Annotated in this window: 22 protein-coding genes; 17 read left to right on the top strand and 5 right to left on the bottom strand. The window is 59.1% G+C overall.

The features are described from left to right. Positions 1–55 precede the first annotated feature (55 nt). Both FSY45_RS06270 and FSY45_RS06265 read right to left on the bottom strand, forming a co-directional pair. Positions 56–592 (bottom strand): DUF2867 domain-containing protein, encoded by a 537-nt coding sequence (locus FSY45_RS06270; RefSeq protein WP_046461601.1) that lies wholly within the window; start codon positions 590–592, stop codon positions 56–58. Positions 593–770: 178 nt separating this feature from the next. Further along, on the bottom strand, positions 771–3434 hold the full coding sequence (locus FSY45_RS06265) for a PAS-domain containing protein (RefSeq protein WP_003068288.1): 2664 nt from the start codon (positions 3432–3434) through the stop codon (positions 771–773). Between the two features lie 215 nt (positions 3435–3649). Here FSY45_RS06265 and FSY45_RS06260 point away from each other — a divergent pair, with 215 nt between their 5' ends. After that, positions 3650–4966, top strand: coding sequence for a dicarboxylate/amino acid:cation symporter (locus tag FSY45_RS06260; protein ID WP_003068289.1), 1317 nt, complete (start codon positions 3650–3652; stop codon positions 4964–4966). A gap of 114 nt (positions 4967–5080) precedes the next feature. Here FSY45_RS06260 and FSY45_RS06255 read toward each other — a convergent pair whose 3' ends face one another. Next, positions 5081–5899, bottom strand: a complete 819-nt coding sequence (locus FSY45_RS06255; RefSeq protein ID WP_046461602.1) for an RIO1 family regulatory kinase/ATPase — start codon at positions 5897–5899, stop codon at positions 5081–5083. A gap of 68 nt (positions 5900–5967) precedes the next feature. Further along, positions 5968–7716 (bottom strand): FMN-binding glutamate synthase family protein, encoded by a 1749-nt coding sequence (locus FSY45_RS06250; RefSeq protein WP_148747971.1) that lies wholly within the window; start codon positions 7714–7716, stop codon positions 5968–5970. A 194-nt stretch (positions 7717–7910) separates the two neighbouring features. On the opposite strand from FSY45_RS06250, the gene FSY45_RS06245 reads away from it, so the two are divergent. Continuing rightward, complete coding sequence (locus tag FSY45_RS06245; RefSeq protein WP_003076152.1) at positions 7911–8708, top strand: YecA family protein; 798 nt, start codon at positions 7911–7913, stop codon at positions 8706–8708. A gap of 284 nt (positions 8709–8992) precedes the next feature. Here FSY45_RS06245 and FSY45_RS06235 read toward each other — a convergent pair whose 3' ends face one another. After that, entirely contained in the window at positions 8993–9301 is a 309-nt protein-coding gene (locus FSY45_RS06235) for a helix-turn-helix domain-containing protein (protein ID WP_148747970.1), read from the bottom strand. 83 nt (positions 9302–9384) lie between these two features. Between FSY45_RS06235 and FSY45_RS06230 the strand changes: the two genes are divergently transcribed. From FSY45_RS06230 to FSY45_RS06155, 15 genes are all read left to right on the top strand, one after another. After that, positions 9385–9705 carry a hypothetical protein gene (locus tag FSY45_RS06230; protein WP_148747969.1) on the top strand — a complete coding sequence of 107 codons (321 nt, stop codon included), beginning with the start codon at positions 9385–9387 and terminating at the stop codon, positions 9703–9705. Further along, positions 9702–9971 carry a hypothetical protein gene (locus tag FSY45_RS06225; protein ID WP_148747968.1) on the top strand — a complete coding sequence of 90 codons (270 nt, stop codon included), beginning with the start codon at positions 9702–9704 and terminating at the stop codon, positions 9969–9971. The genes FSY45_RS06230 and FSY45_RS06225 overlap by 4 nt, the downstream gene beginning before the upstream one ends. 208 nt (positions 9972–10179) lie before the next feature. Beyond that, positions 10180–11280: a phage/plasmid replication protein gene (locus tag FSY45_RS06220; protein ID WP_187427535.1), complete on the top strand. Its 1101-nt coding sequence runs from the start codon at positions 10180–10182 to the stop codon at positions 11278–11280. Continuing rightward, positions 11277–11585, top strand: coding sequence for a hypothetical protein (locus tag FSY45_RS06215; RefSeq protein ID WP_148747966.1), 309 nt, complete (start codon positions 11277–11279; stop codon positions 11583–11585). Before FSY45_RS06220 ends, FSY45_RS06215 begins: the two co-directional genes overlap by 4 nt. Positions 11586–11742: 157 nt before the next feature. Beyond that, positions 11743–11967, top strand: a complete 225-nt coding sequence (locus tag FSY45_RS06210) for a hypothetical protein (RefSeq protein WP_148747965.1) — start codon at positions 11743–11745, stop codon at positions 11965–11967. Positions 11968–11985: 18 nt separating this feature from the next. Further along, positions 11986–12183 carry a hypothetical protein gene (locus FSY45_RS06205; protein ID WP_148747964.1) on the top strand — a complete coding sequence of 66 codons (198 nt, stop codon included), beginning with the start codon at positions 11986–11988 and terminating at the stop codon, positions 12181–12183. A gap of 49 nt (positions 12184–12232) precedes the next feature. Next, positions 12233–13669, top strand: coding sequence for a virulence factor TspB C-terminal domain-related protein (locus FSY45_RS06200; protein ID WP_148747963.1), 1437 nt, complete (start codon positions 12233–12235; stop codon positions 13667–13669). Beyond that, on the top strand, positions 13666–13953 hold the full coding sequence (locus FSY45_RS06195; RefSeq protein ID WP_148747962.1) for a DUF2523 family protein: 288 nt from the start codon (positions 13666–13668) through the stop codon (positions 13951–13953). The genes FSY45_RS06200 and FSY45_RS06195 overlap by 4 nt, the downstream gene beginning before the upstream one ends. Positions 13954–13956: 3 nt before the next feature. After that, entirely contained in the window at positions 13957–15015 is a 1059-nt protein-coding gene (locus FSY45_RS06190; protein ID WP_148747961.1) for a zonular occludens toxin domain-containing protein, read from the top strand. Between the two features lie 273 nt (positions 15016–15288). Further along, positions 15289–15948, top strand: a complete 660-nt coding sequence (locus FSY45_RS06185) for a recombinase family protein (RefSeq protein ID WP_255443204.1) — start codon at positions 15289–15291, stop codon at positions 15946–15948. Positions 15949–16622: 674 nt separating this feature from the next. Further along, entirely contained in the window at positions 16623–16802 is a 180-nt protein-coding gene (locus FSY45_RS06175; RefSeq protein WP_046461604.1) for a Flp family type IVb pilin, read from the top strand. A gap of 12 nt (positions 16803–16814) precedes the next feature. Beyond that, a complete protein-coding gene (locus tag FSY45_RS06170) occupies positions 16815–17243 on the top strand; it encodes a prepilin peptidase (RefSeq protein ID WP_179627014.1) in 429 nt (142 codons plus the stop codon). A gap of 22 nt (positions 17244–17265) precedes the next feature. Then, positions 17266–17802, top strand: a complete 537-nt coding sequence (locus FSY45_RS06165; RefSeq protein ID WP_046461605.1) for a TadE/TadG family type IV pilus assembly protein — start codon at positions 17266–17268, stop codon at positions 17800–17802. Positions 17803–17850: 48 nt separating this feature from the next. Then, positions 17851–18840: a Flp pilus assembly protein CpaB gene (gene cpaB / locus FSY45_RS06160; protein ID WP_046461606.1), complete on the top strand. Its 990-nt coding sequence runs from the start codon at positions 17851–17853 to the stop codon at positions 18838–18840. Positions 18841–18843: 3 nt separating this feature from the next. Continuing rightward, the gene (locus FSY45_RS06155; protein ID WP_046461607.1) at positions 18844–20208 is read left to right on the top strand and encodes a type II and III secretion system protein family protein; all 1365 of its coding nucleotides are present in this window, start codon (positions 18844–18846) and stop codon (positions 20206–20208) included. Positions 20209–20214: the final 6 nt, after the last annotated feature.

Genomic DNA, 20214 nt, shown 5'->3' with positions numbered 1-20214 from the left:
GCGCATGTCTTTGGCAACCGTCTAGGCAAGAGCAGGCATGCACAGGTGTGTCTCCTCATGCAGCATGGGTTGGCCCTCCCAGGGAGGACAGAACGGCAGGAGCGATCAGCCTGTGCATGGGTTTGACGGGCAGCATGTAGAGGTGCCCCAGTGCGTTCTTGACATGCACGACGGTGGTGACGGTGATGACGGTGTCCAGGGAGCTGATGTCGCTCTTGCGGTGAATGCTGAGCACGACCTTCAGATGCTTGTCGTCGTCGCCGATAAGGGCTTCATCAAAGGTGTTTTCGAACACCGTGAAGATGCCGACCCTATCGCCGGGGCCGTAGCTGGCTGCTGGTTTTCCGGGCTTCAGGGCCGACAAGGTGCCCAGGTTCTTGAGTCCCACCAGACCGCCGACCAGATTGCGCGCACGCATGCAGATTTCAATCCAGCGCGGCGTTTTCCGCGCGGCAAGAATGAAGTGCTCCAGTGCAGACAGACCTGTGGCGTCCGAGACGATGCTCCAGGAGTCGTGAAAGCTGGCCCCGGCCAATCGCTGTGCGATGCGGCTGCCGGGCGGAACGGCGGATTCAACGGGATGATGGTGCATGCTGTCTCTGTCAGGGTTGAACGGCCCGCGTGCCTGAAAGCCGCAGAGGCTGATGCAGCATATCGAAGAATCCGCCACTCGGCTTGTACAGTCATGGCGTGCAGACCGCTTTTGCTCCTGAATTCATAGCTGTAGCGCAATGCACTGAAAGCACCGCAGCTGGAAGTGACTTTGGCTTTCAGGCGCTCCCGCCTTCTCGTCCGCGCAAAAAGGTCTGGCTCATCAGCGCCCGCAGCGCCGGCGGCCTGACCGGCTTGGCCAGAAAGCCCCAACCGCGTTCAGCAGCCTGGCGGCGCAGGGTGCTATCGCCTTCAGCGGTCAGCAGGATGACCGGAGGCTGCTGCCCCCAGCGCTCGCAGAGCTGGGCATAGATATCGGGGCCGTAGAGCTGGCCCAGATGCACATCGAGCAGCACCAGTTGTGGGGCATTGCCGGGCGCAGCATAGGCCAGGGCTTCGGGGGCGTTGGCGGCCAGCGGCACATCGCAGCCCCAGCGCTCGAGCAGGGCGCAGGTGGCGTCGCGGGTGGCGGGATCGTCCTCCACATACCAGACTGTGCCACCCTGCAGCGGACTGTCCACGCGGGCGCTGGGAGAAGGCTGCTGCGATACCGGCGTCAATGCAGCGGCCTGGCCCAGTGGAACCTTGACCCAGAAGACGCTGCCCTTGCCCAGGGTGGAGCGCAGGCCGATCTCATGGTCCAGCAATCTGCCCAGGCGCTCCACGATGGCCAGGCCCAGGCCGGTGCCGCGGTCGTCGGCATGGCCTTCGTCGAGGCGGCGGAACTCTTCGAAGATTTCCTTTTGCAGGCTCTGGGGAATGCCAGGACCCTGGTCATGCACCTCGATGCGCACCTGGTCACCCTGGCGGCGACAGCCCACGACGATACGGCCCTTGCGCGTATAGCGGATGGCGTTGGAGACAAAGTTCTGCAGTATGCGACGCAGCAGGGCTTCGTCGCTGCGCACGATCAGCCGGCTGGGCATGCAGTGCAGGCTTAGGCCTTCGTTCTCGGCCTGCAGCGCAAAATTGTTGTGCACCACTTCCAGCAAAGAGTTGAGCGCGAAGTCACGCACGCGGACTTCGAGCTGGCCCGATTCCATGCGCGAGATGTCGAGCAGGCTGGTGAGGATGGCGTCCTGAGAGGCCAGTGCCTTGTCCACCCGCTGGGCCAGTTGGCGGCCGGCCTCATCGTGCAGATAGGTGGGCAGCAGGCTGGTGAAGATGCGCGCCGCATTCAGCGGCTGCAGCAGGTCATGCACGGCCGAGGCGACAAAGCGGGTCTTGTAGCGGTTGGCGCGCTCGGCCTCCTGCTTGGCCTGGGCCAGGTCCCGGGTGCGGTCGGCAATGCGCTTTTCCAGCGTATCGGCGAGATTGCGCAGCTCGCGCGCCGTGTTCTTGTAGCTGGTGATGTCGGCATAGCTGGTGACAAAGCCGCCATCGGGCAGGGGGTTGCCGCGAATCTCCAGCACCGTGCCGTCGCCCTTGGCGCTTTCGTGCAGATGGGGGCTGCCGCTGCGCAGATGCTGGAGCCGACGCTGGATCGCAGGCTCCACATCGCCCTTGCCCAGCAGGCCGCGCCTGGCGTTGTGGCGTATCAGGGCCTCGATGGGCTGGCCCACATGCATGAGCTCGGGCGGGTAGCGGAACAGCTCCACATAGCGCGAGTTCCAGGCCACCAGCCGCAGCTGCGGGTCCACCACCACCACGCCTTGCGGCAGATGCTGCAGACTGCGCGAGAGTCCGGTGTCGGCCTGCTTGGCGGCCTGGACAATGCCGTCCTGGGCCGTGCGCAGCTCCTGCGCATGCTGGTGCAGCACGGTCTCCAGCTCCTTGCGACTGCGCTGGCGCAGGGCCGCCAGGCGCTGGCGCTGGCGGATATAGAGCACCAGCAGCGAGGCGGCCAGCCATAGGCCGCCGGCGGCCACTGCCGCCCAGTGACTGGCCGTCTGGCTGTGGACGATGTCGTGCAGCAGATGCAGCTGCCATTGGCTTTCGGGGAGTTCCATGCGCAGCCAGAGCATGGGGTCGACCAGCGGAGGCTGGCTGAAATGGGCCAGCATGCCGATGCCCGCAGGCTGCCGGCTGGTGCGGTAGCCGAGCGGAATCAGAGCCTGGCCCGCGTATTGATGGGTGTCCCGCACCTCCTGCTGGTCGTTGCTGGACAGCGGCTCCAGCAGGCGGTAGCGCCATTCGTCGCGGTTGGAGAGAAAGACCACGCCATGCTCGTCCGAGGCGAAGACGATGTCGGGCGACTGGCTCCACTCGCCTTCGAGCTCCTGAAACAGGATCTTGATGGCGATGAGCCCAAGCACCGAGCCGTCATCATCATGAATGGCCTGGGAGAGAAAGTAGCCGGGCAGTCCCGTGGTCATGCCGATGCCGTAGAAGCGGCCACTGCCCTGGCTCAGCGCCTGGGTCACATAGGGGCGAAAGCTGTAGTCCTCGCCCACATTGCTGTGCGAGTCGCGCCAGTTGCTGGCGGCCAGGGCCTTGCCGCTTTTGTCGATGAGGGTCAGCGTGGAAGCTCGGCTGGCGCCGTTGGCCTGCTCCAGCTTGTGGTTGAGCCTGTCCACCTCGGTGGCGCTGAGCGGGTGGCTGAGCGCGCTCTTGAGTTCGGCATCGAGCGCCAGCACCTCGGGCAGGGTGCGGTAGCGGTCCACGCGCTGCACCATTGCCTGGGCATAGAGCGTGAGCTGGCGTTGCACGCTTTCGCTTTCATCGTGCAAAGAGGTTTGCAGCGCGACGCGGCTGGCGGCCCACATGCTCAGCAGCATGCCGCTGAGCACGATGACAAGGGTCAGAAACAGTCGGTTTCGGGCAAGGTTTCGCGCAAGACGCATGACGAGAGTGGGTGATCAAGGAGTCCAGTGTGGCTCTGGAGCCGGTTCAGTGCGAATTCTGAGGCCTAGGGATTTCCCTAAGTTGGTGCATGCTCTCCAAGGGAGCGCGTACGGACCTAATACCAATGGGTTATCGGCACAAAAAGGGCGCGGGAGTACAAACGGCAGCAATTCGGCGCACCACGGTGGTGCGCCCGCAATTTTGGAGATGCAGCGTGCACACTCTGCCCACAGAATCTGCTCCGCGTGAGCACTTGCCGTTCTACCGTCAGCTCTACTTCCAGGTGGTGTTCGCCATCATCGTGGGCGTGCTGCTGGGGCATTTCGAGCCCGCCTATGGCGAAGCCATGAAGCCCTTTGGCGATGCCTTCATCAAGCTCATCAAGATGATCATCGCGCCGGTGATCTTCCTGACCATCGTTACCGGCATTGCCAGCATGACGCACCTGAGCGCCGTGGGCCGTGTGTTCGGCAAGGCCATGGCGTATTTCCTGACCTTCTCCACGCTGGCGCTGGTCGTGGGCCTGATCGTGGCCAATGTCATGCAGCCCGGTGCCGGCATGCATATCAATCCCGCCGATCTGGACCAGACTGCCGTCAAGGGCTATGTGGCCAAGTCGCATGAGATGACGCTGACCGGCTTCGTGATGGACATCATCCCCAAGACGCTGATCAGTCCGTTCGTGGGTGACAACATCCTGCAGGTGCTGCTGGTGGCCGTGCTGTTCGGCGTGTCCCTGGCCATGGTCGGCGAGGCCGGCAAGCCCGTGCTGAACTTCTTTGAAGCCCTGACCAAGCCCGTGTTCAAGCTGGTCAACATCGTGATGAAGTTCGCTCCCATCGGTGCCTTTGGCGCCATGGCCTTCACCATCGGCAAGTTCGGTCTGGGCTCGCTGGTCAACCTGGCAGAGCTGGTGCTGACCTTCTACATCACCTCGGCCCTGTTCGTGCTGGTGATTTTGGGTGCCGTGGCGCGCTTTTGCGGCTTCTCCGTGATCAAGCTGATCAAGTACCTCAAAGACGAGCTGCTGCTGGTGCTGGGTACATCGTCTTCCGAATCGGCTCTGCCTTCGCTGATGCACAAGATGGAAAAGGCCGGCTGCAGCAAGTCCGTCGTCGGTCTGGTCGTGCCTACCGGCTACTCCTTCAACCTGGACGGCACCAATATCTATATGACGCTGGCTGCGCTGTTCATTGCCCAGGCGACCGATACCCATCTGACCCTGGGCCACCAGATCGCGCTGCTGCTGGTTGCCATGCTATCGTCCAAGGGCGCGGCGGGCGTGACGGGGGCTGGCTTCATCACCCTGGCCGCGACCCTGGCTGTTGTGCCCGAGGTGCCCGTGGCCGGCATGGCACTGATTCTGGGTGTGGACCGCTTCATGTCCGAATGTCGTTCGCTGACCAACTTCATCGGTAACGCCGTCGCCACCGTGGTGGTCTCCAAGTGGGAAAACGCGCTGGACTACGAAAAGCTGGATGCTGCTCTGGCAGGCAAGGAAGAGAACGAGGCGGTGTCCGCTCACGCTTGAGCACGCACAGGCCTCAATCCAAAAAGCCCCGATCTGATGGTCGGGGCTTTTTCATGGATTTCAGGCTTTAAGCCCAGCCGGGGAAGGCGCTGATAGCTATTGATTTGATTGCATTCAGGCGGAGTGTGAGGTCGTCGTCAGCAAGTCATGCGCCGCCAGCACACGCAGGGTGTCGCGCCCCAGGCTATTGCTGCGGGGCAGAAAGCGCACCCAGCTCAGTTTGTTGACGGTGCGCTCCAGCACCTGCCGGGCCTCGGCGGGAAGCTGCTGCACAAACTGCTGCCAGGTCTCCCGGGCCTGCTCCAGCGCACCAGCCTGCTGCAGAAACAGCGCTGTGGACTGGGCGTAGTTGAGCGCATCGCGCGCCATGCAGACGGCTTGCGGTAAATGGGCTGCAGGGTCGTCTTCAAAGTCGATGAAGCCTATGACCCCGTCGGCGCAGACCACCATATTGCGCGCCACGGCCTGACTCAGCACCTCGCCGCGGGCATGTGCCTGCTGTATGGCCTCCAGGCCTTTTCGCCAGAGCTCCAGCGTGGGCTGCGCGCCCCGGGCAATCGCTTCTTCGATGGCATTGCTCAGCGATGGAGCTTCTTCGCCCGGGCGGCCCAGATGGCGCATCACAAAGGCCTGGTCGTCCGTGGCCAGCACTTGCGGCACGCGCAGCCCCTTGGCCTTGAAACTGCGCAGGCGGCGCACCTCGGTTTGCAGGGACTCGGTCCCTCCGGGGTTGGGCACGGGCTGCAGCACGGCGGCCCTGAACAGCTTGGCCAGCGTGCTCAGCAGCCAGTAGTTGAGGGCCGGGTTGCCTTGGTTGGCGCGCTTGACCCAAAGGGTTTCATGCGCCAGTTCATAGCGCATGATGCTGTGAGGCTGGTCCAGATGCTCGCGCAGAAATGCCTGGTAATCGATGGCGTTCTGCGCAGAGGGCATCTGCTCTTGGGCGGAAATATCCTGAGATGGCACGGCGTGGGATCTGTCGGGCGCGTGGCTCTGGCTTCTCAGGTCCAGATGCCGTTGCGCTGGGGAAAAGCTTGCGATTGTGCCGTGTTGTCGGCGCCGCCCGCAGCTGACGGGCGCAACACAGGCTCTTGCAGGGGCTGAAAGCTCTGTGCCGTGGCCAGCGGCCAGTAGTTCTGGAAGACCTTGTGCTGGCGCTCCAGGTTCTGGAGCAGGCAGCCTGGTTTCACGCGCAGTATCAGGTTGGACAGCAGACTGACCTGGGTGTCGTCCAGCCGGCGCACGATATGGTGGGCCGTGATCTCGTTGGGATGCCTGAGGCCGGCGGCTTGAACCAGCTCCTGCAGCGCATGCAGGGTGTTGCGGTGGAAGTTGGCGACGCGCGTGGCCTTGTCGGGCACGACCAGCGCCTGCTGGCGCACGGTGTCTTGCGTCGTGACGCCCGTGGGGCAGGTGCCGGTGTGGCAGCTCTGGGCCTGGATGCAGCCCAGCGCCATCATGAAGCCGCGCCCCGAATTGCACCAGTCGGCACCCAGGGCCATCATGCGGGCAATGTCAAAGGCCGTGATGACCTTGCCTGCCGCACCGATCTTGATGCGCTGGCGCAGGTTCACGCCCAGCAGCGTGTTGTGCACCAGCAGCAGGCCTTCCTGCAGCGGCACACCCACATGGTCGACAAACTCCACAGGCGCTGCGCCCGTGCCGCCTTCGGCGCCGTCTACGACTATGAAGTCGGGCGTGATATTGGTTTCCAGCATGGCCTTGACCATGGCAAACCATTCCCAGGGGTGACCGACGCAGAACTTGAAGCCCGTGGGCTTGCCGCCTGAAAGACGGCGCAGCCTGGCGATGAACTGCATCAGCTCCACAGGGGTGGAGAAAGCGCTGTGGCTGGAGGGCGAAATGCAGTCCACGCCAACCGGTATGCCGCGTGCTGCTGCGATTTCGGGAGTGACCTTGGCTCCGGGAAGCATGCCGCCATGGCCGGGTTTGGCGCCCTGGCTGAGCTTGATCTCGATCATCTTGACTTGCGGATCGGTGGCGTTGGCGACGAATCTTTCTTCGCTGAACGTGCCGTCCGCATTGCGGCAGCCGAAATAGCCCGAAGCCACTTCCCAGATCAGATCGCCGCCATGCATGCGGTGGTACTGGCTGATCGAGCCTTCGCCCGTATCGTGGATGAAGCCGCCCATCTTCGCGCCCTGGTTCAGCGCCTGGATGGCGTTGCCCGACAGCGCGCCAAAGCTCATGGCCGAGATATTGAAGACGCTGGCGTGATAGGGGCGGGTGCAGGGATCCACCCCTTCGGCCGGTTGCTCCTGCGTGCCGCCAATCCAGAGGCGGAAGTCATGCGAACTGAGCTTGGTGGGTTGCAGGGAGTGGTTGACCCACTCATAGCCCTGCTGACTCACGTCGAGCTGGGTGCCGAACGGCCGGTTGTCGACCTGACCCTTGGCACGCTGATAGACCAGCGAGCGCTGGGCGCGCGAGAACGGCTGGGCCTCGGTATCGCCTTCGATGAAGTACTGGCGAATCTCGGGGCGTATGAATTCGAAGATGAAGCGCATATGCCCCATGACGGGATAGTTGCGCAGTATGGCGTGCTGCTTTTGCAGTAGATCCCAGATGCCGAGAAGCACCAGCAGCAAAGACGCAATCAACCACCCAAGTCCCTTGCCCGCCGTGGTCAGCGTGTAGAGCGAAATGCCCAGCACGAGCGCGGAAATGAAGAGGGCGCCATAGCGCAGGGGCAGACTATTGAAGAAGCGATGCACTGCAGATACTCCCATGGCAGGGTGTGTTGATGGCGGCCCGCTAAAATTCAGCCTGTACGGGGGCATCCGTCCTGGATGCTTTGTCCCCTTGGTCCATCGCCCGGCCCTGCACTTCGATAGTGATGAAATGGTTCGGGCCATCATAAAAGCCTTTCCCTATGCAAGAACAAGCACCTAACTCCGCCGCAGAAGACGCGGCTCTCGCCGACATGCCCGAGGGCGCGCTGAGCAATGATCAGCTCGAAGAGCTGGACGCGCTGCTCGACGAGCTGCGCACCCGCGGCGACGAAATTCCCCAGTGGGAATTCTGTGACGGTTTCCTGACCGCTCTGGTCTGCACACGCCGTCCCATTGCCGCTGCCGAATACATGCCCATGCTGCTGGGCGATGGCGAAGCCCTGCAAGTGGCCGAAGGCCAGCCTCTGCCCAAGCTGGAAGTCTTCAAGGACGAGGCCCAGCAGGCACGTTTCATGGAACTGTTCGAGCTGCGCCTGGCCGAAGTGCGCGAGCAACTGGATGCCGACATCAAGTCCCTGGCCGACGACGCAGCCTTCCAGCCCGAGGCGCTGGATACGCGTGGCGCCATTGCCATCCTGCCCGAAGCCGAGCAGGCCGAGCTGGCCGGCGAAGAAGTGCCGTCGTTCTCTCAGGTCTGGGCGCTGGGCTTCATGTTCGTGGTGGAGAACTGGGCCGACGAATGGGCTGCGCCACGCGACAAGGAAGCAGCCCAGTTGCTGGACGCGGCCATGGAGTTCATCGTCAACCTGACCGAGGACGACACGGACGAGCCGGCTCTGAATCTGTACGACGAAGCCGGTCCTGCCTCGACCAGCCAGGAACGTGTGGATGCCTTTGGCGAAGCCATCTGGGCCGTGTATGACCTGTACCGCCTGTGGAAGAGCATGGGCCCACGCCAGGAAACCATCGTCAAGGGCGAGCAGCCCGGCCGCAACGACCCTTGCCCCTGCGGTAGCGGCAAGAAGTTCAAGAAGTGCCACGGAGCCTGACCAGAGCCATCGCCTGAGGCGCTTTGCGCTTTTCCCCAAGGGGCGGCAGCACCGCTGCAGGGCGGTCTTTGCTTGCTGCCACCGAGTTAGGAACAGTGGCGTTGCAAAGGCCTTCTATAAAAGCGTCTCGGTTGCTGGGGTGCTCAAAAAGCCGCGCGATATTTGCGCAGGCACTTGCGTGCAGTGTGAGTTAGTGGGATAGATGACGCATTTAGGTGAACGCATACGCGCCCGGCGACAGGCGCTGGGTTTGAGTCAGGGACGGCTGGCGCAGATGGCGGATGTCACAGCCTCCGCCAGTTGTTAGGAAAAGCTGCCAGCATGGCCTTCAGGCCCTCGGCGGCTTTTTTTTCGTCCTCGTTTTCGGAGTCGTCCAAGTCTTCGAGCATCGCGGCCACGAACGCATGCGCAGGATCTTCACCCAATACGGCGCGAAGCTTCCCTCTCACTCTCCAGTTCACATGACGCTTGCCTTGCTTCATCTGCGTGATGTGGCTCTTTGGCATTCCTATGACTTCGGCTAGTCGCGTCTGACTGCCGAGCGCCTCTGCGGCTTTCTCAATTAGCTGGCTGATTTCCTCATCAGTTGCCATTTTGATAAATCCTTTGTAACATCGAGTTATCAAATTGATAAATTAATCAATTTGGTTACCCAAAGTTTACAGGAGCCGCCAGCATGCCTATCACCCGCGCTACGCCCCCCAAAAGTCCTCTGCCTGGTCAAGAAGACCAAAGCGCTCGCCTGGCGGCTTCCGCCGAGGTCGGCCAGGTGGAGGGCACCACTCAGCCGGCCGATCTTCGAGAGCTATTCCGACTCTTCTTCGATATGCCTTCGGTCAGGGTGTGCATTGCAATAAACGTGCTCGTTCTTATCGTCGTAGTTTCTAGTGCGGTGTTACCCGGGATGATCGCCAAAACGCCATTTGCTGTGGTCACTGACTGGGCAGATTTCGCGCGCTTCGTGTTCCTCTACTGGGTAGGCAGGGTTCCATCATGACCGGCCAGCCCTACACCCACGCAGCACACTATGAGCGCTCTGTTGCACTTGCAAAGCTTGGTCGGGTGCTCACCGATCAACACGTTCAGGTCTTGAAGCATGGCGTGCACTACTGCGCGCGCATTCGCTCGTCCTGGACGACTCCAAGCGGCTTGGACTGCTGGACGGTCGAGACCATCCATCCGGAAATTGCGCATTTCACGGTGCCCTGCAAGAACGTTCGCCTCTGCGGCGACGAGTTTTGCGCTTGCATTCTCGGGGGCTAGCCATGAGCAAGAACCGCACTCAGTGGCTCCAGATCGCCAAGTTCCTGCAGGAACAGGCACCAGCACGCAAGAGCGTGTCTGCGCGTCTGCATTCCAAGGCTGCGACCAAAAGCGGGCAAGCGAAGCGCCGCACGCTTTTGAGCGCTGCCGCCGCAGTTTTCATGGGAGGTGCTAGTAACACCTCCCAAACGGCTCAAAAATGAGCCAAATGAAGCCGGAACCCACCCTGATGGACTGCCCGTTCTTCATCGATTGGATCACCATAAGCCAGAGCTTCGACTACGACCTGCCTTTGGTGTCTGCTGGTGTCGTCTGGTCTGTCAATGTGCATGGCGAAGTGGAATGGCAGACCGTCCGCGCTGCAACTGTTGAAGGCTCTCATGACACCTCAATACAGGTTCGTTGCGATGGTCGCACCGTTCGCCTCTCTGGCAACGTTTCGCGCTTCGGTCGTTCCGACAACGTCTTCGGCTACGACCTCGCGGCTTGCATACGTCGCTGCAGCAACATCGTTGCTCAGTTCGGACTGCCCCCATTCACTGCGGGCCAGAAGTACTACCGCCATACGAAGCCCCGCGCTGACAGGCGATTTTTCAACCCGAACGGCACCCTCCATGCGGTTTCCAGCGGCCACTCCCTTGCTGAGTTGGCTCCTGCGTGGACCGGTGCCCGCATCAGCCGGTTAGACCTCACGGCCAATTTTGAAACCGGCTCCATGAGCAACGCGCGCGCCTACCTGGAATGGCTGGGCACGCAGCAAACGTCAGCACGCATCAAGGTCGGTGTGCATGGCGATGGTGAAACCGTCGACTGGGGCCGTGGCTCCCGCCGGATTTACTCCAAGGCCTATCTAAAAGCTCCTGAGCTGCTCCGTCACAACGGCCCGCGCCAGCTCATCGAGTATTGCGAAGACGCGGGTGTCGTGCGGTTCGAAGTGACCGTGAAAGCAAACCAATTGCAGACCATGGGCTGCGACTACCTCGGAGGGCTTGATATGGGCCAGCTGGTAAATCTTTTCGAGGAACGGCGCACCGTTCTGACCCGCGCAGAGCACACGCACGACGACCTCGAACAACTTCCCAACACATTGCGCCGCACGGCCCGTGATTGGCTCGCAGGTGATGACCTGCGTGGCCGCATGAGCCTTGCCACCTTCAAGCGTCATCGCGCAGGGCTGCTGCCCTACGGCATTGACATTGCGGTCAAGCGCAACGTTGTTGAGTTCAAACCGCGCATTCGGGTGATTGAAGTCCGCCCGGCTGTCGCTCCCTCCTGGTACGACTTCAATGAAAGGCTCGCAGCAGCATGAAAGCACTCCTGATCGGTCACGAATTTTCCGAAGGCATCTCCAAGAAAACCGGCAAGGGCTATGCCATTGGCCGTCTGTACGCAGCTGTGAAGCTGGACGCAGCAAACGGCAATGCCAAGGGCGCTATGGGCGCTCAGTACGACACAACCCCCGAGGTGGTGCGCTCGATCGCTCACAACCCCTTGCCCCTCGAAGTCGAGCTGGAGATTGAAGAGGTCATGCGCTTTGGCAACAAGGAATCGCGCGTCGTCGGCGTCAAGCCCGTTCAGCGTGCAACAGGTACTGCTGTCAAGGCAGCAGCCTAACCATGCCCGGCAACAGCTTTCACCTCTACCTGTTGGCTCTGTGCCTTCTGGCATTGGCGTTGTCACTTCTTACCAGTTGAGCGGAAAGATTGAAGCCTGAAGACCTGCGTGCAGGTCTTTGGGCTGCAATTTTGCAGTGGAGCAAAAGGAGAAAACCATGCTCGAAAAAACCCGCGCAATCGCGCTGAAGTACGGCCCCAAGGTGGGCACTGTGGTGCTGATGGCTGGCACCTCTGCAGTGGCTTTTGCCGCTGAAGCAGACATCGACGGTCAGATCACCGCTGTCGGCACAAAGATCCTGGCTGCCGCCACTGCTGTCGTCGGCATCATGTTGGCCTTCTGGGGCGCCAAGCGTACCGGCCAAAAAATGGGCTGGTGGTAAACAAAGCAGGGGGCCGCGGTGTCTGAATCCACTACCACCACGACCACCCCTGAGCCTGGCACAACGACCATCGTTGTACAGGTTCAGCCGGCCCCTGCCAGCTCGGAAAACGTGGCCCTGTACATGGATGTGTTCTGGGCCTTCTTCGCCATCCTGATCGCGCTGATGGGCTGGAAAAAGGTGCAGAGCATCTTCGATAACCCATATGAGAACTAGCCATGTTCACCAGTCCGCTCGAACTGCTGATTGTTGGGGGCCTACTGATATGCCTGTTCGTCTTCTTCAAGTAACGGCCCTAGCGGCCTTTTTTTGCGCCTCTGCACGTGCTGCGCCGCTGCAAATTCCGACTAACGTGCCCATCGTCGAAGTCGCTCAACAGACCAACACCTATAACTACACGCCGGTTAACGAAACCAACTCCACCATCAAGCGTGTGGTGCCCATCTCTGATGCCCTTGTTACCGGGCAGAGCGTGTCCGATGTAGAGCCAAAGGTCAGTACCACTCGTCGTCTGCCCATTGGTACTGGTGCTGATGTCACTTCGAGTGTAAAAATTCCCAAGAGGAACATCGCGCGAGGGCTGATAAGGGCAGCAAAGGTCGTTGGTGGTCCGGGCGGTCTTGTTGCTGGTCTTGCCCTGGAGGCACTCATCGACTATGGCCTCAAGAATGTGTCTGTTGGCTCTGATGGGCGCCTGATTGGACGTAGGGAGAGCGATGCCTACTACCCCCAATCTGATGGCTATCTCTGGCGTCAGAACTACACCTTCACTGGCGGCTATTACGGCCCTGAGGCTGCATGCGTTGGCCTAACGCCAGAGGGGCCTGAGAACTGGAAATTTCAGCAGATTGTTGATTTCGGGCCTGACCTTAAAGCGTGCCGTTACGTCAAGCCAGATGGCAATGTAAATCAGCCGTTTTCCGTCATTCGCGTTGCGCCCTCAGATTGCAAACCGGGCTATTACGTGGACAAAGGGGTCTGCACCGGCACCAAGCCTCTTTCCGAGATGAGCGAGCAGGAAGTAGAGGATTGGATTGCGTCACGCGATGGCTGGCCCACGTCTTCATCAGTCGCTCTCGCAGAGATGCTGAAGTATCCCGACACGCGAAGAATCATTCAGGACTATCCGAGCAATGGCGTTGAGATAAACGGCCCTGCCAGCGTAAAAGGCAAGTCCACCACCTCGACTGAGTCCGTTCAGCTTGTTCCTGGCACGACGACTGTTGCTCCACCTGGCACAACAACTGCGACTCAACCAGGCACAAAAACCACCACCACAACGGCAACTCACCCAATCACATATTCGGGTAGCAGTGTCTCTCACTCGACGGTCAACAACACGACCACCAACATCACCAACAACACGACCAACGTCACAACGACTGAGAGCAAAACGGAAGAGGTCAAGGACGATAAAGAGCCGGATCAGTGCCAAAAATATCCCGACACCATCGGCTGTAAAGAGGTTGAGTTCGACACCCCTGAAGGCGAGATCCCGCGCAAGCAAATCGACGTGTCCTGGTCACCAGTCGACCTGGGCCTGGGCGGTGGATCTTGCCCAGCTCCTGTCCAGATCTACGAGAACAAGCAGTTCAGCTATCAGCTCGCCTGCGACAACCTCTACATCATCAAACCGATGGTGATTGCCATCGCGCTGTTTGTCGGCGGAATGATCATCTTCGGTGGAAGGGCAGATCAATGAAGCTCGGCACATTCATCCTCTCTCTGCTGCAGCCTGCATTGGCCCGCATCCTCACCGCGCTGGGCTTCTCTGTCGTGTCCATCGTGGGTATGGATGCCATTTTTGAGCAGATGAAATCGCAGCTGGCTATGAACCTCTCGGCCTTGCCCGTGGCGGTCCTGCAGCTCGTTTTGCTGGCTGGTGGCGGTACCGCTATCGGCATCGTTCTCGGCGCTATCGCAACCAAGCTACTGATCTGGAAGGCACAGCAAGCCACCAAGATTCTTGGCGTCAATCCGGGCTAAAACATGATCACCATCATCACTGGCACACCAGGCAGCGGAAAGACGCTGTACACCATCCAGAAGCTGCTTGCGCCCCTCGTCGGCACTCACGTGCCCCAAGAGGTCGACGGCGTCGTGACGCTCCACCCACGCACCATCTACACCAACATCAACGGTCTGCAGCTCGATCACGAGCTCATCGACGGCGGCGACAACGAAGGCCTGCGCAACTGGCACGAATGGGCCAAGCCCGGCAGCGTCATCGTCTTCGATGAGGTGCAAAAAGTCTGGCCTCCACGCGCCAATGGGTCTGTGGTGCCAGAAGACATCAAAGGACTTGAGACACACCGCCACATGGGTGTTGACTTCATCCTGATCACGCAAGGCCCCATGCTGATCGACCGCAACCTGCACATGCTCTGCGGCCGTCATCTGCACGTGCGTCGCGTCGCAAACCTGCCGTTTGCCACGGTCTACGAGTGGGACTTGATGAGCCGCACGCTCAACTTCAAAGCCAGCCTGCGCAAAGAGCCATACCGCTACAACAGGGCCGTCTACAAGCTCTACAAAAGTTCCAGCCTGCACACCAAGCAAGTGCGCAAGCTGCCCGTGATGCTCTGGTTCCTGCTCGCTGGTCTCGGTTTCGCGGCCTGGAAGGTGCCACAGGTCTATGACAGCCTGGTCAACCCCGTGAAGCCCGTTGTGGCCACAAACGACAAGACAGAAAAAGCACCAGGTGCAACCAAGCCCACGACCACCGCTGCAGCCTCGCCAGATGAAAAGAAAACGGCTGGTGAGGGTGAAACCACGGCTGAGCCTAAAAAGCCCGTCCTGGCCGGTTGTGTGCGATCCAAGGCCCGTTGCAGCTGCTACGACGAGAGCGGCAAAGTCTTCGCACCAGAACCTGGCACTTGCGAGCGAGAAACTGCCGCTCCAGCAATCGTCCTGGCCGGTGGCACCTTCCCTGAAAACGATGTGTACCGCGAAGCCCCGCAGCCGGTCTTCGTAGGCTCTAGAACCATGGAACGTGGTCGCCACCTGTCCGAGCTCGTGGCAGCGGGTGCAGGTCGACGTCTAAATTAAATGGCCAAGCAGTTCGCCGTCATTTTTATGACTGCTGGTTCTATCAACTGAGGGGGTATCGGGGGCCGCGCCCCTGATGTCAACCTTTGACCAGGCAGAACCCCACGCAAGAGGCTTTGAGCGCGCCGCAGCTCTAGCACGGCACTCAGATCGACGGAGGGCGAACCCCTCATTCAATAACGCCGGTCGCCACTCTCGCCTGAAAAACAGCCGCCGAAGGCGCTCTACCCTCAGCAAGTGATTGTGCTCACTTTTTGGTAGCGCATTGCCGCTATGAAAATGGAAGCACCGCAGCTAATTGCCGCTTACAAAAAGACCTGCCGAAATAGCATTCCAGCTATCAAAACAACGGAGAAGAAATTGCTGATCGGATATGCTCGCGTCTCTACTCAAGAGCAGGACACCTCAGTCCAAATTGCCGCACTAAATGCTGCTGGCGTCCACACGATTTTTGAGGAAAAAGCCAGTGGCGCTAAGTTTGATCGACCAGTGCTAAGGCAATGCTTAGCCTCGTTAAAAACAGGCGATCAGTTCGTGTTTTATAAGCTGGATCGTGTCGCTCGTTCGTTATCTGATCTTTTGAAGATCCTTGACCGTGTTGAGCGGGCCGGGGCTGCGATTCGCTCTCTGACAGAGCCTATTGATACCAGTACTCCGACTGGTCGATTGATGCTTCAAATCCTCGGTGCTATGGCTGAATTTGAGCGTTCGTTGATCCGTGAAAGGTGCATGGCTGGTCAGAAGGAAGCCATGGCAAGAGGGGTGCACTGTGGTCGTGCGTTGTCTGTCGATGCGGCAACTGCTGTTGCTATTGTTGATGCTTATGCCACTGGCCTATATACCCTGAAGGGTGTAGGTCAACGCTTTGGAGTGTCTGAGTCCGTTGTAAAGCGTCTTGTGTACAAGAAGACGAAGCCCGACTATCGCTCTTAAAACCGGTCGAAGTCTGTCCTTTAGGTACGGCATCCGCCATCTCGCAGATCGAGTCCGGAGCCATTCGCACTCTCAAGAATGACACGCTGGCAAGACTGGCCGTCGCGCTGCAGACCACGGCGCTGGAATTGATGGCAGGCCTGCATTCCGAGACCGCATCGCTACCCAGCGATGAGCAGCGCTTGCTCGACAGCTATAGAAAACTGCAGCCACCGCTGCAGGACATCGCTCTCAAACTGATTAAAGCCCTGCAGTGATTTCCGAATCACTTTATTGAGCAATCTCTTTTGTTTCAGAAAGGCCTGCTATCTGCAGGCCTTTTTGTTTTTTCATTTAAAAACAAGGGTTAACCCGATTATTGAATGTAGGACGAAATCTATTAATCTGTAGGAAATAAATGAAGATTGCGTAGATTGAACCGGAAGACATATGTGAGGGAAGAGTCAAGAAAATTGCAGATGCGTCTCGGTGTTTTGTGAAGTCTTTGTTTTTATTGGGGTTTTTCTGTGGGAGTACTCGCTTGCACATTGATTGAAATTGCCGAGAACTATGCTGCATAGTTGTTGATAGCTATTTCAAATATTTCAAGATGTTTCTGGCTTCGTAAGATTGGTCCCGCGGTGGTCGAAAACAGCCACAGCGATCTACTAACCTGATTGTTGAAGGAGCTAGTCATGAAAGACCAAATCATCAAATTCTGGCGTGATGAAGAAGGAGCAACAGCGATTGAGTATGCGCTGATTGCAGGCCTTATGGCCGTGGGACTTGTCGCTGCCCTGGGATTTTTGACTGGGGGGCTGACAACGTTCTTTACAGATCTGTCAGCCTTTATCATAACCAAAGTACCATCATAATTGATATTTATATTGATCTTGATTCTGGCATCTGCATGGGATATTCGCTATCGCAGAATTCCTAATTGGCTGATTCTGATTGGAGGTATTCTTGGCGTATTTTCCCATGCGGATATTTTCTCTATCTCCCCATTGAGGGTTACTTGGGTAGATAGTTTGATTGGAATCCTCTTGGTCATCACTGTTTTGCTGCCGTTTTGGATAGCCAAAGTGATGGGGGCCGGAGACATAAAATTCTTTATTGTGCTGTCCTTGTGGCTGGGCTGGAAGATATTGATTCCTATATGGGTTGTCAGTGTTTTTATTTCTATAATTCATTTGGTAGCTAGAAAAATATTTTTTTTGAGAAGAGATGAATTGGTATTCGTTAGGAAGAGGTTTATGCCTTATGTTGCTCATATCTCAATGGCAACGGTGACGGTTTTAATGCTAGGCAGGTAAATACAGAGGGAAGGAGGGAAGCGTGCAATTCAAAAAACAGCAAGGTGCGGCAGCAGTTGAATTTGCCATTCTCTTTCCCATCTTCTTTTTGATCTTCTACGCCATCATCACTTATGGCCTGATCTTTGCTGCACAGCAGACTCTGACTTTGGCTGCCGCCGAAGGGGCAAGAGCCGCAGTGCGATATCCCTCCGTTCCCACGGGCGGCACGATGACCAAGTCGGCCCAGTTACAGGCTCGCTTGACTGCAGCCTGTGCCACTGCGGCATTGGCGACGGATTGGCTTTCCAAAATTGGTGCTGGCTTTGGCTCAACAGGATGTAGCGCAGGTGTCAGCGATGCTGCGGGGCTGTACGCCACCTCTGGTCTATGTGGCACGGGGTCTGCATCGTTCACTGCTTCCAACGATGCCAGCCTGGTGAACTGCGTGACCATGCAGGTGAACTACAACTACGCCTCTGCACCGCTGATCCCAAGGTTGCTGGGGCCTTTGTTGAGTCTGCCCACTCCCAATTTGTTGCGGGGAAAGGCGGTCGCACAGATTAGCTTGATTGACTGAAAACGATAAAGCCTTGCTCTTTCAGGCAAAGTAAGAAGAGGGAAATCTATGGTAAATGTCGCAAAGATCGCGGTCGGGGTTTTGCTGGCAGTGGCATTGGCTCTGGGCGTTTATGGATGGATGCTCGCCAGGGCTCCTCAGGCAGCGGACCCTCAGGCTTCAGCTTCCGCCAGCGACAGCAAATCCAATGCCGGCATGAGCGTGGTGGTGGCTGCACAGGCCATTCCGGCGGGTCAGACACTCAAGGCCGAGGATCTGCAGCTCACGCAGTTGCCCGTCAAGCCCGATGGTGCTTTTGGCGAGATTCAGGCTGCTATTGGCTCCGTTCCCGCGGTGGACATTCCCAAGGGCGCGCCTGTACTCCAAGGGCAGATGGTGACGGGCCTTGCCCTCAAGGTTGCAGAAGGTGAGCGTGCCGTCGCCGTCAAGGTAGATGAAAGCATTGGCGCCGGCAATCGCATACGCCCAGGGGACTTTGTCGATGTCTTCTTTGTACTGCGCCGCGATGGCAATGAAATCGACCAGAGCCAGGCGCGCTTGCTGCTTTCGCGCAAGCGTGTGCTTGCCTATGGCGCTGCGTCAGTCGATGCCCTGACTACGGCTGAAAAAACTGACGGCAAGCAGGCCAGTGGCCCTGACAACGCACGCACAGCAGTGCTTGCAGTACCTGTGGCAGAGGTGAGCCAACTGGCCTTGGGAGGCTCCAACGGCAGCTTGGTCCTCGCACTGCGCAATCCGACGGATATGACAGAGCCGGATATGGAAAAGTTTGCGCCGCTGCCCGGCGTGCTGACTGTGGCCATGCCCAAAGGAGCTGTTGCAGCGCCGCTGGAAGGTGCTGACGCAGCGCAGGCCGGTGTGGCCATGAGCAGCCTGGCAGGGTCTGCAGGCACTTCGGCAGCGCGCATGAATGCGGCCAAGCCCATGACAGCCGGGGTTGCCAAGCCAGCAGTGCCGCGCACACGTACCGCTTCCGCAGACTCTTCCCTGCCCGTTGAATTCGTGCGTGGCGCCAACTCCCAAACCGTGCGGTATTGATCTATGAACAACAAGACTGTTTCAATCGCATCCCGCACCTTTTCGCTGAAGTCGCTGTATCTGCTCTGCAGCCTGTCCTTGAGTGTTGTCACTGTCCCGGCCCTTGCGCAGCAAGTGCCCAATGCGGGCGAAAGCAGAGCGCAGCAAGCGACAGCAGCCAGGGAAATCAAGCTGGTCATGGGCGCTCAGCATGAATTGAACCTGCCTGGCGGTGTGGAACGCATCGCAATCGGCGACGACACGATTGCGGCGGTGCATATCAAGCGCGCGGGCAAGGGTGCTGCCGCCAAGATTCTGCTGAGCCCGCTCAAGCCTGGCAGCACATCGTTCATGGTATGGCCGCGCGGTGAAGTGCAGGCGCAGACCTATATGCTCAATGTGCAGCAGCGAGTGGACCTGCGCACGGCCAAGGCCTCCAGCCTGATAGAACAGCAATTTGCCGGCGAGCTGGCGAATGCGCAGTTGGCCGACAAGGCCAAGACTGTCGATCTCTCCAGCGTTCAGCTCAAAAGCAATGTGGTGCAGGTCGATGTCAAGGTGGTCGAGTTCAACAAGACCCAGATGAAGAAGGTGGGCCTCAACCTGTTCAGCACGGCGCCCAACAGCTCGGGCTTCAGCTTTGGTATTTTTGGACGCGGGTCCTATGGCACTGGCGGCGGAAGTTCCACCACAGGCGCGGCAGCAAACCCTTTGACCCAGGCCTTCAACTTGCTGATGCAGTTCGATAAGGCCGGAATTGGCGTCAACATCGGCATGCTCGAAGGCAACAATCTGGCGCGGGTGCTGGCGGCTCCGACCCTGGTGGCCTTGTCCGGCCAAAGCGCCAACTTTCTGTCGGGCGGCGAAGTGCCGGTTCCCGTGCCTGCGGGCACGGGCATGGTGGCCATTCAGTACAAGCCTTACGGCATCGGCTTGACGGTCTCTCCGACGGTGCTGTCCAACGATCGCATCGTGCTCAAGGTGGCACCCGAGGCCAGCGAGCTGGACTATGCCAACACCATTGTTCTGAACAGCGCGACTGTTCCGTCTATCACCACTCGCCGTGCGGATACCACGGTGGAGCTGGGCGACGGCGAAAGCTTTGTGATTGGCGGCCTGGTCAGCCGCAACACCACATCAGGTACCGACAAGGTTCCTTTGCTGGGCGACATCCCGATTCTGGGTGTGCTGTTCAAGCGTCAGGAGTTTCAGCAAAAGGAGAGCGAGCTGGCGATCGTGGTGACTCCGCGCCTCGTCAAGCCGCTGGCTCGCGATGTGAATGTGGAGCCGCTGCTGCCCGGGCGCACTGAGCAGCGTGATCCTGCTGTATGGGGGCCATGGATGGCGGGCGGCCTGTCGTCCAGCGTGGCGCCAGGCTTCTCGCGCTGAGTGTCT

It is taken from the genome of Comamonas sp. Z1, assembly GCF_008121555.1.
GTDB classification, from domain to species: domain Bacteria; phylum Pseudomonadota; class Gammaproteobacteria; order Burkholderiales; family Burkholderiaceae_C; genus Comamonas; species Comamonas thiooxydans.
Note: the sequence above shows the minus strand (reverse complement) of the source record. Positions and strands in the feature narration are given on the sequence as shown.

What these genes read in the sequence shown, in the direction of transcription:
- FSY45_RS06220 (WP_187427535.1), top strand. Translation starts at nt 10,180, where the DNA reads ATGAAGCCGGAACCCACCCTGATGGACTGCCCGTTCTTCATCGATTGG.
- FSY45_RS06185 (WP_255443204.1), top strand. Translation starts at nt 15,289, where the DNA reads ATGAAAATGGAAGCACCGCAGCTAATTGCCGCTTACAAAAAGACCTGC.
- FSY45_RS06230 (WP_148747969.1), top strand. Translation starts at nt 9,385, where the DNA reads ATGCCTATCACCCGCGCTACGCCCCCCAAAAGTCCTCTGCCTGGTCAA.
- FSY45_RS06235 (WP_148747970.1), bottom strand. Translation starts at nt 9,301, where the DNA reads ATGGCAACTGATGAGGAAATCAGCCAGCTAATTGAGAAAGCCGCAGAG.
- FSY45_RS06195 (WP_148747962.1), top strand. Translation starts at nt 13,666, where the DNA reads ATGAAGCTCGGCACATTCATCCTCTCTCTGCTGCAGCCTGCATTGGCC.
- FSY45_RS06200 (WP_148747963.1), top strand. Translation starts at nt 12,233, where the DNA reads ATGCCTGTTCGTCTTCTTCAAGTAACGGCCCTAGCGGCCTTTTTTTGC.
- FSY45_RS06155 (WP_046461607.1), top strand. Translation starts at nt 18,844, where the DNA reads ATGAACAACAAGACTGTTTCAATCGCATCCCGCACCTTTTCGCTGAAG.
- FSY45_RS06215 (WP_148747966.1), top strand. Translation starts at nt 11,277, where the DNA reads ATGAAAGCACTCCTGATCGGTCACGAATTTTCCGAAGGCATCTCCAAG.
- FSY45_RS06250 (WP_148747971.1), bottom strand. Translation starts at nt 7,716, where the DNA reads ATGGGAGTATCTGCAGTGCATCGCTTCTTCAATAGTCTGCCCCTGCGC.
- FSY45_RS06270 (WP_046461601.1), bottom strand. Translation starts at nt 592, where the DNA reads ATGCACCATCATCCCGTTGAATCCGCCGTTCCGCCCGGCAGCCGCATC.
- FSY45_RS06175 (WP_046461604.1), top strand. Translation starts at nt 16,623, where the DNA reads ATGAAAGACCAAATCATCAAATTCTGGCGTGATGAAGAAGGAGCAACA.
- FSY45_RS06190 (WP_148747961.1), top strand. Translation starts at nt 13,957, where the DNA reads ATGATCACCATCATCACTGGCACACCAGGCAGCGGAAAGACGCTGTAC.
- FSY45_RS06265 (WP_003068288.1), bottom strand. Translation starts at nt 3,434, where the DNA reads ATGCGTCTTGCGCGAAACCTTGCCCGAAACCGACTGTTTCTGACCCTT.
- FSY45_RS06255 (WP_046461602.1), bottom strand. Translation starts at nt 5,899, where the DNA reads ATGCCCTCTGCGCAGAACGCCATCGATTACCAGGCATTTCTGCGCGAG.
- cpaB (WP_046461606.1), top strand. Translation starts at nt 17,851, where the DNA reads ATGGTAAATGTCGCAAAGATCGCGGTCGGGGTTTTGCTGGCAGTGGCA.
- FSY45_RS06225 (WP_148747968.1), top strand. Translation starts at nt 9,702, where the DNA reads ATGACCGGCCAGCCCTACACCCACGCAGCACACTATGAGCGCTCTGTT.
- FSY45_RS06210 (WP_148747965.1), top strand. Translation starts at nt 11,743, where the DNA reads ATGCTCGAAAAAACCCGCGCAATCGCGCTGAAGTACGGCCCCAAGGTG.
- FSY45_RS06245 (WP_003076152.1), top strand. Translation starts at nt 7,911, where the DNA reads ATGCCCGAGGGCGCGCTGAGCAATGATCAGCTCGAAGAGCTGGACGCG.